The 12,254-nt window shown below is 62.2% G+C and carries 18 protein-coding genes; 6 read left to right on the top strand and 12 right to left on the bottom strand.

Annotated elements, in window-relative coordinates:
- Positions 1–62 precede the first annotated feature (62 nt).
- Positions 63–716 carry a hypothetical protein gene (locus HHL25_RS20500; protein ID WP_169595091.1) on the top strand — a complete coding sequence of 218 codons (654 nt, stop codon included), beginning with the start codon at positions 63–65 and terminating at the stop codon, positions 714–716.
- Between the two features lie 96 nt (positions 717–812).
- Here HHL25_RS20500 and HHL25_RS20495 read toward each other — a convergent pair whose 3' ends face one another.
- Entirely contained in the window at positions 813–2,258 is a 1,446-nt protein-coding gene (locus HHL25_RS20495; protein ID WP_169595090.1) for an NAD(P)(+) transhydrogenase (Re/Si-specific) subunit beta, read from the bottom strand.
- Positions 2,259–2,278: 20 nt separating this feature from the next.
- A complete protein-coding gene (locus HHL25_RS20490; RefSeq protein WP_169595142.1) occupies positions 2,279–3,850 on the bottom strand; it encodes a Re/Si-specific NAD(P)(+) transhydrogenase subunit alpha in 1,572 nt (523 codons plus the stop codon).
- A 249-nt stretch (positions 3,851–4,099) separates the two neighbouring features.
- On the opposite strand from HHL25_RS20490, the gene HHL25_RS20485 reads away from it, so the two are divergent.
- Positions 4,100–4,264: a DUF1328 domain-containing protein gene (locus HHL25_RS20485; RefSeq protein WP_169595089.1), complete on the top strand. Its 165-nt coding sequence runs from the start codon at positions 4,100–4,102 to the stop codon at positions 4,262–4,264.
- A gap of 92 nt (positions 4,265–4,356) precedes the next feature.
- On the opposite strand, the gene HHL25_RS20480 is transcribed toward HHL25_RS20485, so the two are convergent.
- On the bottom strand, positions 4,357–5,112 hold the full coding sequence (locus HHL25_RS20480; RefSeq protein WP_169595088.1) for a Crp/Fnr family transcriptional regulator: 756 nt from the start codon (positions 5,110–5,112) through the stop codon (positions 4,357–4,359).
- A gap of 123 nt (positions 5,113–5,235) precedes the next feature.
- Between HHL25_RS20480 and HHL25_RS20475 the strand changes: the two genes are divergently transcribed.
- On the top strand, positions 5,236–5,604 hold the full coding sequence (locus tag HHL25_RS20475) for a hypothetical protein (RefSeq protein WP_169595087.1): 369 nt from the start codon (positions 5,236–5,238) through the stop codon (positions 5,602–5,604).
- Positions 5,605–5,608: 4 nt separating this feature from the next.
- Here HHL25_RS20475 and HHL25_RS20470 read toward each other — a convergent pair whose 3' ends face one another.
- Both HHL25_RS20470 and HHL25_RS20465 read right to left on the bottom strand, forming a co-directional pair.
- Entirely contained in the window at positions 5,609–6,175 is a 567-nt protein-coding gene (locus tag HHL25_RS20470; RefSeq protein ID WP_169595086.1) for an RNA polymerase sigma factor, read from the bottom strand.
- On the bottom strand, positions 6,172–6,339 hold the full coding sequence (locus HHL25_RS20465) for a NepR family anti-sigma factor (protein ID WP_246701923.1): 168 nt from the start codon (positions 6,337–6,339) through the stop codon (positions 6,172–6,174). Before HHL25_RS20465 ends, HHL25_RS20470 begins: the two co-directional genes overlap by 4 nt.
- Before the next feature lie 233 nt (positions 6,340–6,572).
- On the opposite strand from HHL25_RS20465, the gene HHL25_RS20460 reads away from it, so the two are divergent.
- Entirely contained in the window at positions 6,573–6,737 is a 165-nt protein-coding gene (locus HHL25_RS20460) for a DUF1328 domain-containing protein (RefSeq protein ID WP_169595084.1), read from the top strand.
- Between the two features lie 120 nt (positions 6,738–6,857).
- On the opposite strand, the gene HHL25_RS20455 is transcribed toward HHL25_RS20460, so the two are convergent.
- The 5 genes from HHL25_RS20455 to HHL25_RS20435 all read right to left on the bottom strand — a co-directional run bounded on the left by HHL25_RS20455 (position 6,858) and on the right by HHL25_RS20435 (position 10,582).
- Positions 6,858–7,016, bottom strand: a complete 159-nt coding sequence (locus tag HHL25_RS20455; RefSeq protein WP_169595083.1) for a hypothetical protein — start codon at positions 7,014–7,016, stop codon at positions 6,858–6,860.
- A gap of 41 nt (positions 7,017–7,057) precedes the next feature.
- Positions 7,058–7,408, bottom strand: a complete 351-nt coding sequence (locus HHL25_RS20450; protein ID WP_169595082.1) for a hypothetical protein — start codon at positions 7,406–7,408, stop codon at positions 7,058–7,060.
- Positions 7,409–7,501: 93 nt separating this feature from the next.
- Positions 7,502–8,563: a zinc-binding metallopeptidase family protein gene (locus HHL25_RS20445; RefSeq protein ID WP_169595081.1), complete on the bottom strand. Its 1,062-nt coding sequence runs from the start codon at positions 8,561–8,563 to the stop codon at positions 7,502–7,504.
- A 126-nt stretch (positions 8,564–8,689) separates the two neighbouring features.
- Positions 8,690–9,688 carry a sensor histidine kinase gene (locus HHL25_RS20440; RefSeq protein WP_169595080.1) on the bottom strand — a complete coding sequence of 333 codons (999 nt, stop codon included), beginning with the start codon at positions 9,686–9,688 and terminating at the stop codon, positions 8,690–8,692.
- A 99-nt stretch (positions 9,689–9,787) separates the two neighbouring features.
- On the bottom strand, positions 9,788–10,582 hold the full coding sequence (locus HHL25_RS20435) for a response regulator (RefSeq protein WP_169595079.1): 795 nt from the start codon (positions 10,580–10,582) through the stop codon (positions 9,788–9,790).
- 153 nt (positions 10,583–10,735) lie between these two features.
- On the opposite strand from HHL25_RS20435, the gene HHL25_RS20430 reads away from it, so the two are divergent.
- The gene (locus tag HHL25_RS20430; protein WP_169595078.1) at positions 10,736–10,924 is read left to right on the top strand and encodes a NepR family anti-sigma factor; all 189 of its coding nucleotides are present in this window, start codon (positions 10,736–10,738) and stop codon (positions 10,922–10,924) included.
- 73 nt (positions 10,925–10,997) lie between these two features.
- Here HHL25_RS20430 and HHL25_RS20425 read toward each other — a convergent pair whose 3' ends face one another.
- On the bottom strand, positions 10,998–11,444 hold the full coding sequence (locus HHL25_RS20425; RefSeq protein ID WP_169595077.1) for a hypothetical protein: 447 nt from the start codon (positions 11,442–11,444) through the stop codon (positions 10,998–11,000).
- A 3-nt stretch (positions 11,445–11,447) separates the two neighbouring features.
- The gene (locus tag HHL25_RS20420; RefSeq protein WP_169595076.1) at positions 11,448–11,816 is read right to left on the bottom strand and encodes a DUF883 family protein; all 369 of its coding nucleotides are present in this window, start codon (positions 11,814–11,816) and stop codon (positions 11,448–11,450) included.
- Positions 11,817–11,998: 182 nt separating this feature from the next.
- On the opposite strand from HHL25_RS20420, the gene HHL25_RS20415 reads away from it, so the two are divergent.
- Positions 11,999–12,199: a CsbD family protein gene (locus HHL25_RS20415; RefSeq protein WP_169595075.1), complete on the top strand. Its 201-nt coding sequence runs from the start codon at positions 11,999–12,001 to the stop codon at positions 12,197–12,199.
- Positions 12,200–12,254: the final 55 nt, after the last annotated feature.

Below are 12,254 nucleotides of genomic sequence, written 5' to 3'. Positions count from 1 at the left end.
TTGCGCGACCTGCGTGCTACAGGTCTGCACGAGACTCACCGAAAGCCAGAACCGAACCACCCATGCCCGCCGACCAGACTTCGTCGCTGCCGCGTCCCCGGCCGAACCGCGTTACGCCATTCGGCGTTCTGGAAGCCACCCCGATAAGGGGCGCCCTGATGGGCAACCGCGGCGACCTGCACGGCCCCGATGGCGACATTCGGAGGAACTATCTCGACAAGGCCTGGATCTGCTGCACCCTGGAAGCACGCAATGGCCGTCGCGTCACCTTCGACCGGAAGGGCCGTTACACGCCGCTGTTCTTCTGGGACGAGGCCGTTGCATTCGCCGCCGGCCACCGGCCCTGCGCCGAATGCCGCCGCGCCGACTTCAGACGTTTCAAGTCGTCGTTCAATCGGGCCCGGGGCGCTGAAGAAGACCATTTTGTGCCCGTCCGCGAAATCGACCGCCTGCTGCACGCCGATCGCCTCCACAGGAAAAAAAGCCAGCAGCGCTTCTCCGCTGCGCTCGGCGACTTGCCGTCCGGCACTTTCTTCGTCACGCACCGATCGCCGCAAACGCCTGCCTTGCTCTGGCAGGGCAAAGCCTATCCGTGGAGCCACCAAGGCTATGGTCCGGCAAGCCATGCCGATCTGCACGAGGAAGTCTCCGTACTGACGCCCCGGCTGCTCGTCGATGTGCTGCGTGCCGGCTATCAGGTAGAACCGAGGTTCTGACCAGCCGCAAGCGTCTTACTCAAAGGGCCGGCTCGCCCGAACGAAAAAGCCGGGCGTCTCCGCCCGGCTCCTTCAACGTCAGTGAAGGCGAATGCCTTACTTGATCATCGGCAGCAGTTCGGAAACCGACTTCTTGGCATCGCCGTAGAACATGCGCGTGTTGTCCTTGTAGAACAGCGGGTTCTCGATACCCGAATAGCCTGTGCCCTGGCCGCGCTTCGACACGAACACCTGCTTGGCCTTCCACACTTCGAGAACCGGCATGCCGGCGATCGGCGAGTTCGGATCTTCCTGTGCGGCCGGATTGACGATGTCGTTCGAGCCGATGACGATGACGACGTCCGTGTTCGGGAAGTCCTCGTTGATCTCGTCCATTTCCAGCACGATGTCATAAGGCACCTTGGCTTCGGCGAGCAGCACGTTCATGTGGCCCGGAAGGCGACCCGCCACCGGGTGGATGGCGAAACGCACTTCCTTGCCGGCCGCGCGCAGCTTGCGGGTCAGTTCCGAGACCGCCTGCTGTGCCTGGGCCACCGCCATGCCGTAGCCCGGCACGATGATGACCGAGTCCGCCTCGTTGAGGGCCGCAGCGACGCTTTCGGCGTCGATCGCCACCTGTTCGCCGGAAATCTCCATCGCCGGACCCGTAACGGTGCCGAAGCCGCCGAGGATGACCGAGATGAAGGAGCGGTTCATCGCCTTGCACATGATGTAGGACAGGATCGCACCCGAAGAGCCGACCAGCGCGCCGGTGACGATCAAGAGATCGTTGCCGAGCGTGAAGCCGATCGCCGCCGCCGCCCAGCCGGAATAGCTGTTCAGCATCGACACCACCACCGGCATGTCGGCGCCGCCGATGCCCATGATCAGGTGGTAGCCGATGAAGAAGGCGAGCAGCGTCATCAGGATCAGCGTCCAGATGCCGGCACCGCTGAAGAACATCACCAGAAGGATCAGCGAGCCGATCGCCGCACCGGCATTGAGCAGGTGCCCGCCGGGCAGTTTCTTTGCCTTGCCGTCAACCTTGCCGGCCAGCTTGCCGAAGGCAATGACCGAGCCGGTAAAGGTGACTGCACCGATGAAGACGCCGAGGAAGACCTCGACCTTGAGGATGGCCACCAGCGCTCCCGTGGGATCGGCCAGCTTGTGCGCGAGCACGGCGGCAAATCCGGTCAGCGCGTGGCGGGCGGCCTCGTCCATACCGGCGACCCGGCCGAGTTCGATCTCGGCATTGTAGCCGATGAACACGGCGGCGAGGCCGACGAAGGAGTGGAGTGCCGCAACCAGCTGCGGCATCTCGGTCATCTGCACGCGGCTGGCGACATAGTAGCCGAGCACGGAGCCGCCGGCGATCATCAGCAGGATGATGAACCAGTTGCCGACATCCGGTCCGAAGACGGTTGCCGCGACGGCAAGGCCCATACCGACGATGCCATACCAGACGGCGCGCTTGGCGCTTTCCTGGCCGGAGAGCCCGCCGAGCGAGAGGATGAAAAGAACGGCCGCGGCAATGTAGGCGGCGGAAACGATACCGATCGTCATGATTTAAATCCCCTCCCCGATCAGGATTTCTGGAACATGGCGAGCATGCGCCGGGTGACGAGGAAGCCGCCGACGATGTTGATCGTGGCGATCAGCACCGAGATTGCGGCGAGGATGACGACCAGCCAATTGCCGGAACCGACCTGCAGCAGCGCGCCGAGGATGACGATGCCGGAAATCGCGTTGGTCACGGCCATCAGCGGCGTGTGCAGCGAATGGCTGACATTCCAGATCACCGAGAAGCCGATGAAGCAGGCGAGCACGAAGACAATGAAATGCGCCATGAACTCGGACGGCGCATAAGCACCGACCAACGCCATCAGCAGGCCGCCGACCACGAGCAGGCCGACCTGGCTCCGGGTCTGCGCCTTGAAGGCGGCCGCTTCCTGGGCGCGCTTTTCCTCGGGCGTCAGTTCCTTGGCCTTCTCCTTCGGCTTCGCGGCCGCGATCGCCTGGATCTTCGGCGGCGGCGGCGGGAAGGTCACGGCCCCTTCGAAGGTGACCGTCGCACCACGGATGACGTCGTCTTCCATGTTATGGACGACCTTGCCGTCCTTGCCCGGCGTCAGGTCCGTCATCATGTGGCGGATGTTGGTCGAGTAGAGCGTGGACGCCTGGGCGGCCATGCGGCTCGGGAAATCGGTGTAGCCGACGATCGTCACGCCATTGTCCGAGACGATCTTCTGGTCGGGAACGGTCAGGTCGCAATTGCCGCCGCGCTCGGCGGCAAGGTCGATGACGACCGAGCCGGGCTTCATCGAAGCCACCATGTCGGCGAGCCAGAGCTTCGGCGCGTCGCGGCCAGGGATAAGCGCCGTGGTGATGACGATGTCGATCTCGGGCGCCAGCTCACGGAACTTGGCGAGCTGCTTCTCGCGGAACTCCGGCGAGGACGGGGCGGCATAACCGCCGGTGGCGGCGCCGTCCTGCGCGGCCTCGAATTCGAGATAGACGAATTCCGCGCCCATGCTCTCGATCTGTTCGGCCACTTCCGGACGGACGTCGAAGGCATAGGTGATCGCGCCGAGCGAGGTTGCCGTACCGATCGCCGCGAGACCCGCGACGCCGGCGCCGATGACCAGAACCTTGGCCGGCGGCACCTTGCCGGCGGCCGTCACCTGGCCGGTGAAGAAGCGGCCGAAATTGTTGCCGGCCTCGATCACCGCGCGGTAGCCGGCGATATTCGCCATCGACGACAGGGCGTCCATCTTCTGGGCACGCGAGATGCGCGGCACCATGTCCATGGCGATGACGTTGGCGCCCTTGTCCTTGGCCTGCTCGAGCAGGTCCTTGTTCTGCGCCGGATAGAAGAAGGAAATGAGCGTTTTGCCGGGGGCGAGCCTGTCGAGTTCCGCCGTTTCCGGCGGACGCACCTTGGCGATCACGTCGGCGGCCGCATAAAGCGCTGCGGCCCCCTCGACCACCGTCACGCCGGCGGCCCGATAGGCGTCGTCGGAAAAGCCGGCGGCCTTGCCCGCTCCCGCCTCGACGACGCATTCATAACCAAGCTTCTGTAGCTGAAGCGCGCTGTCGGGGGTCATGGCAACGCGTGCCTCCCCTGCAAACAGCTCCCGTGGCGAACCGATCTTCAAACCCATCTCCCATCTCGCATTAGGCTAAAGTCGAAATTTAGCGGCGTGAAACCGAGCAGAATGTGTGGTTACTGTCCAGCCCACTTTCCCCCTCAAGTGAAGGTTTCGCGCGCCGGAGGCGGCTCCGTCAACGATTAAATCGCTTACCGGGCCGCCTGCGGCGTTTGGCCGTTTTCACCGGCAGGCGCCGCAATGGAACAAATTGGCCCGGCTGTTGTTTACGACAGGAATTCGTAAACGGAGAACATCATGCTTCATTGGATCCTGATCTTCCTGCTGATTGCCGCCGTGGCCAGCCTTCTCGGCTTTCGTGGCGTGGCCGGCGCATCGGCAGGCATTGCCAAAATCCTGATTTTCATCGTGCTGGTGATCCTCATCATCGCGCTTTTCACGGGGGTGCTGGTCGTCGCCTGACGACCTCGCCTATCCAGATCTGTCCTCCCCACGAAAGGAAGGGCCGGTTCTCACGAACCGGCCCTTCTTTTATGCTGCAGCATCGCCACCATTCAGATGAACGGCCTGAGTTTGGGGTCGCCCGGGCTCCAGTTCGCCACCGCCTGGAGACCTTCCGGGTCGAGGACCTCGCAGCCGCGGTCGAGCCAGCGGATAAGTCCACGCTCGGCAAGTTTCTTCAGCGTCTTGTTGGTGTGCACGATGGAAAGACCGAGCGTGTCGGCGACATGCATCTGCGTCACGGGCACGTGGCGGCGCTCCTCGTCCAGAAGCCCGGCGACACGGCCACGCTCGAACAGAAAGGCGAGCAGGTAAGCCGCTCGTTCCGTGGCCGTCCGACGACCGATGCTGAGCAGATGCTCGTCGAGAATGCTCTCCTCGCGTGCCGCGAGCCACGTCAGGTCGAAGGCCAACCCGGCGTGTTTCTGGAACAGCGTGAACAGCCGGTTTCGCTCGAAGACACAGAGCGTGATCGGCGTCAGTGCCTCGACCGAATGCTGCATCTCCGACATCACGGCCCCCTGCAGCCCTACCATGTCACCCGGAACCACGTAGTTGAGGATCTGCCGACGGCCGTCCTCCAGGATCTTGTAGCGGAACCCCCAGCCTTGAAGCACCGTATAAAGGTGAGCGCTATGCGAGCCTTCGACCAGCACGGTCGACCCCGGATCTGCATTGAGCTCACCGCGCTTGAAATGGGAGACGAAGTCCAGCTCCTCGGAGGAGAAGGGACGGAAATGACTTCTCAGCCGGAGGGGACATTCATGGCAACTGACACGGACAGGATTGTTGCGGAATTCGCTCGCCATGCAATGTCCTCTTTTTGCGGTCAGGGTGCGGCCCGTGCCGGACCGCTCTCGATCACATGTCTTTTTTAAATGACGTTCTGCGCATGCGCGCCCATAACGCCACTCGGCAAAAAAGGAAAAGCCATGCACAACCCGTCGCTGCGTGTTCTCGTCGCGGAGAACCAGTACCTGATCGCGATGGAGGTCGAGCGCATTCTCCTCGACGCCTTCGGCTGCGACGTCACAATCACCCCGCTATCGCAACTCGAGCGGCAGCTTGCCATCTCCCGTTACGACCTTGTCGTCGTCGACAGCGCCCCGTCCGGAACGCTCAACCTCAAGCGCGCGGAGATGATCGCCACCGCCGGCGCCTCGGTGATCTTCCTCACTTCCTATGACGAGGAAGCCACGGAAAATCCGAATCTCCTCAGCTTTCCCGTCATCGAGAAGCCGATCCATCCCGAGGAATTGACGCGCGCCGTGCTTGCAGCCACGGCCCAGCCACGGGCCTGATCGGTCATACCGCGAAGGCGCGCTTGGTGACGGCTGAGCTGTGCGCGTCGGGGCCGTAGTCGCCCTCTCCGCTCACCCCGAGAAGCTCCTGAAGCTTGTTGCGCGCCCGGTTGATGCGGCTCTTGATCGTGCCGACCGCGCAACCGCAGATCTCCGCCGCTTCCTCATAGGCAAAGCCCGACGCTCCGACCAGGATGATTGCTTCGCGCTGGTCGCTCGGCAGTTGGTCGAGCGCCCGCTTGAAATCCTGGAGGTCGAGTGAGCCGTACTGTTGTGGATGGGTGGAGAGCTGTGCGGTGAAGATGCCGTCGCTGTCGGACACCTCGCGGCCGCGCTTGCGCATCTGGGAGTAGAATTCGTTGCGCAGGATGGTGAAAAGCCAGGCCTTCATGTTGGTGCCCGGCTCAAAATGGTCCTGCTTGGCCCAGGCCTTCATGATCGTGTCCTGCACGAGGTCGTCGGCAACATGATGGCGCCCGGTCAGGGAGACGGCGAAGGCACGAAGATTCGGAAGAGCAGCAAGCAGCTCTCGCTTGAACGAGCGTTCTACGGACGTTGCATCAGAGGTCATAGGGCGGAATCCTTGACGCGAACACTGGACTCGGCCTGCTTCTCAGCCTGATCGAGCTTTTCGAGCAGGCTGAGAAACCGGTCGGGAATTTCTTCATCCTGCACCGCTTGATAGAGTTCGCGCAACTGGGTGGCGATACCCGGATGAACACCAGCAAGGTTCATCTTCTGCAGGACTGATGGATCATTGTCGAATTTGGTCATGCTTTTCCATCGGGGTTGGGTTCGTTCGTTGCGTCACAACGGACAAACGGTCAGAAGGTTCCAAACTCCCGTATTATTTTGATTGTTATTTTGACGCCCACTACGAAAATCTGTGCCGTGACCATCGATGTTGGCCGATGGAACAAATTGTCGGTCCCGCCGTTTTCCTGCCATCGGAAAAAGGAGAGAAACCCATGCTGTATTACGCACTTGTCTTCCTCGTCGTCGCCCTGATCGCCGGTGTGCTCGGCTTCGGCGGCATCGCCGGTGCTTCGGCCGGTATCGCCAAGATCCTGTTCCTGGTCTTCATCGTGCTTTTCCTGATCTCGCTCGCGTCGCGCCTGTTCCGCCGCGCCTGATTCCCGAAGAATTGACCTGAAAGGAGCCAGCATCCCCGGCTCCTTTCTTGTACGCTCCGGACCACTCAGTCTAACGCCACGCAAAAAGGCCGCCCCTTAACGAGGCGGCCTTCTCCATGTCTATCGTATGGCGAGATACCAGTTGATCAGCGTTGAGCCGATCATGACCCCCAGCGCGGCGAGCACGAGGAGCAGGGCTATGATCGTTGCATTGGAGAAGCGGGGCGGAACTGCGGAAAGATCGGAATCCAGCTGCGCCTCGTTGGCGATTTCACGCATTTCCTTATCGATTGACCGATCACGTTCTCCGGGCGACACGGTCATCGGTTGGCCTCCCCGACCATACCCGGGACAGCGGGAAAGCGCGCAAAAGGATCCTCGACGAACGCCTTGGCGGTCACCCCGGCCGGGACAGCCGTCTTGAGCTCGGCGAGCCTGACCGGATCGATCGTTTGGCGGATCTCCCGGCCGGCGAGAAGGTCGGCATCAACGGGCACGCAGTCTCCATAGATCAGACCCGCCATCTTGCGGGCCTTTTCCATTTCGGACGGCAGGGCGGCACGGCAATCCGCACCGGAGCTGTAGGAAATCACGGCGACCGGCTCTTCCAGACAACTGGATTGCTGGGGATGGCAAGCAACGAGTACCATGAGTGCAGCAAGCGTGTTCATCGTCGTTCTCCTTGTGAAAAGGTTAACGTCAAAAGACGATGAATGTTCCTTAAACCCCGCAATTCCGGCCTTTTGGCTGACGATCGGAGTGCTTCACATGCTGGTCGCGCCGTGCACGAGGTTGTGCACGTATTGCAGCTTCTTGAACACCGGCACCGACAGTACAAAGGGGTAAAGGTCGCGCTGTCCCATGCTGCGGTTGATACTGTTGAGCGCGACCGTCAGCGGAACCCAGGCATCGACGAGCACCTTGGCGTCGACCGCTCGATAAGCGTCGAAGGTTGTGCTCAGCGTCAGTTCCGGAGAGGCGATTTCCGGCCGCGTCCGAAGGCCGAACGCATCGGCTGTGTCCAATGCATCGACGATGTGGAAATAGTGCGCCCAGGTCTCGGCGAAGTCCTCCCAAGGGTGGCTCGCGGCATAGGCGCTGATGTAGCTCTGTTCCCATCCCGCCATTGGCCCGTTGGCATAATGCAACTGCAGTGCCTCGCCATAGTCCCTCCGTTCGTCACCGAAGAGCGCGCGGAAAGACTCGAGGTCGCCGCGCTCCTGAACCAGCCGATCCCAGTAGTAATGGCCGATCTCGTGGCGGAAATGACCGACGAGCGTGCGGAACGGTTCTCCGAGTGACACGCGACGCGCTTCCCGCTCCGCATCGCTCGCCTCCGCGATGTTGAGCGTGATCAGTCCGTCGGCATGCCCCGTCAACACTTGCTGTCCGCTCGTGACGGCATCGTCTGCGAGAAACTCGAAGCCGAGCCCCGTTGCCGGATCCTCGGCTCTGGTGACCAGCGGCAGGCCGAAACGCAGCAGGGAATAGAAGACATATCGCTTGGCAGCCTCGATCCGCTGCCAGTTGGCGACATTCTCCTGCGTGGAAAGATCGGGAATGGTAAGGTTGTGGCGACAGGCAAGACAGAGGCCAGAGGCATGTCCATCCTCCACCAGCCAGTTGCATCCACCCGCTTCGGCATTGCCGCACGGCTGCAATAGGTTTGCCGGCTCCGCGGGATCGCGAAACATTGCGCCGTCGGCGGCTATCGCCACCATGTCGAACCGGCTCGGACGCCATGCAAGCCGCATCCCGCACGTCACGCAGCCCCCATTGTCGAAGTGGACGATGTTCGCGCAATTCGAACAGTTGAAGAGACGCATAAAAGGCTCCCTGCGCAGAGGCTTGTGATCGAACTCGTCATTTGCCCGCCGCAGCGGCGTGCAAGGTGCGTGGTCGGCGGCGGGAGAACGGTAAAATCCACAACTCGTTCCCGCGCTTGCCGGCGCCTACTCGAAGATTTCCTGAGGAAAGACGAGCTCGTAGCGGAGTTCCTTGTCGTCCAGCTGGTGCGTGGCGCGCCCGTTGACGGAGGACGGCACAACCCGTTCGAGCACCGTGCTGCCGAACCGGGCGCTACTGGCGGCGCTCAGCGCCTCCTTGTTGATGTTTCCGACCGGCTCGACCCAGCGGATACGGATCTGCGGTCCTGCGTCGGTCTGGAACCGCTCGCAGCTGACCTCGATCGGGCGGCGCCGCTGAAGGAAATCGCCATGGCTCACGGCATTGACGACGAGCTCGTGCAAGGCCAGGCCGATATGCAGCGATGCGTTCGGCGTCAGCATAACATCCTCGCCCGAGACATGCACAAGACTGCCGTTTTCCTGCACATAACGATCGACCTGCTGCTTCAGCAGGTCGCGGAAGTAGGCGCCGCGCCAGCTGGAGTCGGTGATCAGGTCCTGCGATTGCGAGAGCGCGTGCAGACGACCGCGGAACTTGCCGAGGAACGCGTCGAGCGTACCGGAATAGCGCGCGGTCTGGGACGCGATGCTCTGGATGATCGCGAGAAGGTTCTTGGAACGATGGCTGACCTCGCGCAGAAGCGCCCGCAACAGCCGCTCGCGCCGCCGGTCCTCCGTGCGGTCGAGAACCACCGTCATCAGGTTGATCTCGTGATTGCCCATCTCGACCATCCGGCAGCGGAACTCGAAGAAGGTGTCGTCGCCGGCCTCAATTTCCAGTTCAGCGCGGTCGCCCGGCTTGACCAAGCCGGCCTTCAATTCGCCGAGCCTTGTCCCAAGCTCGGGGCCGAAGATCGCCTCGTCGCTCGGCTCCACTCCGGGTTTCAGCATCCAGCGCGCGGGCAAAGTGGTGATGCAGATATACTTGCCCTGCTGATCCTGCAGAGTGAGGGTGGCACTCATGTCGATCAGGGCGGTAATGAAGAACTCACGGAGCTTGTCTTCAGCTCGCGCGGGTTCGAACCATGTCAACCGGTGTACCAACTTCTCACTCCGCCGCTGATCGGCAATCCGTAAATGACCCCCTTGGGCCTCGCTCCGAACGTGCGGAGCGGGACCCTTCCCCGGTACGCTCTTTCCTCGTCAGGCCTGCTCGACCACCCGCTCGTTGAAGAAGAGCGCCTGGCTGATCAGGGCCTTGACCATGTCGGGATTGAAGGGCTTCGTGACGAGGAAGGCCGGTTCGGGCCGTTCGCCGGTCAGGAGCCGCTCGGGAAACGCGGTGATGAAGATGACCGGCACGGAATCGACCTTGAGAATGTCGTTGACGGCGTCGATGCCCGAGCTCCCGTCCGCGAGCTGGATGTCGGCCAGCACCATCTTGGGATTCGTGCGGTTGTAGAGTTCGACGGCCTCGCCATGGGTGCGGGCAATGCCGGTAACCCTGTGTCCGAGATCTTCCACCATCTGTTCGATGTCGAGGGCGATCAGAGGCTCATCCTCGATGATCATGATGTCGGTCGCCACCTGGCGCGAGATCTCCACGGAAGCCTCGTTGAACAGCTTGTTGAACGCCGCCTCGTCGACGCCCAGCACTTCGGCGGCTTCGGAATTGGAAAAGCCCTCGACGGTGATCAGCAGGAAGGCATGGCGTGCACGCGTCGGAACGGACGCAAGGTTGGCGGCCGCGCGCTTCTCCCAGGCGAACGGCGATGAAACCGCGGGGATCTCCACATTGGTGCTGTCGAAAAGCTTGACGAAGAGCTTGTAGAGCGAGACGCGATCATTGGCGCCCTTCGGGAAGATGGAGATGTCCGCGATCAAGGCTTCGAGCACGGCCGCGACATAGGCATCCCCGGACGTCTGGGACCCGGTGACGGCTCGGGCATAGCGCCGCAGGTATGGCAGATGGACGGCAACGCGGGCAGTAAGAGACATGCGATTTCTCCAATTGGATACAATATGGGTGCGGACTCGGCGGAAAACGTGCCTCGCGGAAGAAAGTTCCCCCGGGGATGGAACTTTTTTACGTTGACCCACTTAATAGAATAATTTCAATTCCGCCTAGGGGAAGACCAGGGGTTTCATGCCATGCGCGGCAAGCAGAACGACGAGGGCGACTTGCCGGAAACGGCACAACCGGAGACGCAGAATGCGAACGCGCTGATCGCGATGAAGCTCCGGGGCTATTATGACAGCATCATCGAGGAAGGCACTCCACCACAATTCCTCGACCTGCTGGAACGCCTCGACAAGGCAGAACGCGGACAGAAGGACTGACGGCTGTCGACCATTCGTCTGCCTTTCCCCTCCAACCATCCTCCGCCCAGTCTTGAGATCATTGCTCTTCAGATCACGCCTTGGGCCTTCTTCCAAATCCCTGGCTGCGCGCCAGCACGTAGGCAAAGCTGCTCACCATGACAGCGGCGGCGATCGGGCTGGAGCGGATCATCGACGGCAGTTCCTGGACCAGGCGCGCCGTGAGCGGATCCGGCCGGGCCGCAGCAAGCGCCGCCTGGCGGGCGAGCACCAACTGCTCTGTCCGCCGATTGAGCACGGCGACGACAGCAAGCACCACCAGCGCGCCAGCCATGGCCGCGGCGGCGACAACGAGCGCTGCCGCGACCGCCCCGGCCTCCGTGGCAACGTAGAAGGCCAACGCCATCACCAGCGCCACATAGGCAGTCAGGAAGAATACGCCGGCGATCAGTCCGCCGACCGCCTTGCGTTTCACCTCGACCGCGGTGGAACTCATGTTGACGAGCCCCAGCCCGATCATCTGCTCGACCAACCCGCGCATCCGTCACCGCCGGCTGAGAACGGCTGCCAGGAAGCCGATGCCGGCCGCGACCGCAATCGACTGGAGCGGGCGACTGCGGATATGGGCCTCGAGATCCTGCTCGGCCGTCGCCAGGCTGGAGCGGGCGCTTTCGACATACTGGGCCGATACATCGGCGACATCGGCACCGAGCTGGGTCGCCCGGTTGCCTGCTTCCTTGAGCTTGCCGTTGCCGAACGATGCAAGGGCCTGCGTGAGAGCGGCTACGTCACGACGCAGGTTCTCCAGCTCCGCCTGGACGTCGCTCGCCGAAGCGCTCGACGAAGCCTCCACCTCATCGACCAGGCTGTCGGCCTTCGCACGCGCCTTTTCTGCCATGGATACGGTCGCCATCGGATGTCTCCTTGCTGATTGGTTCGACTTGAGAACGCCCGGAAGACCGATCGGTTCCCCGCTTTTTTTTGCAGCGCGCGGCGCCTTCACCGCCCCGTCGAGAGGAACTTCCGAGACGAACCGGCGTTTATCAATCCGAGGACAACGGCCTCTATCGCAACGAAACCAGGAAGGAGTTCGACATGAACTGGAATCAGATCGAAGGCAATTGGGAGCAGTTCAAGGGCAAGGCCCAGGCCCAGTGGGGCAAGCTCACCGGCGACGACATGGACGTAATCGCCGGCAACCGCAAGCAGCTCTCCGGCAAGATCCAGGAAGCCTATGGCAAGACCCAGGAAGAAGCCGACCGCGAGATCGACACCTGGATGAACAGCCGCCACTAAGGCGCTGGCCAGAGAATGCAAAAGCCCGGAACATGACGTTCCGGGCTTTTTTCCG

Source organism: Rhizobium terricola, assembly GCF_012927355.1.
GTDB classification, from domain to species: Bacteria; Pseudomonadota; Alphaproteobacteria; order Rhizobiales; family Rhizobiaceae; genus Allorhizobium; species Allorhizobium terricola.
Note: the sequence above shows the minus strand (reverse complement) of the source record. Positions and strands in the feature narration are given on the sequence as shown.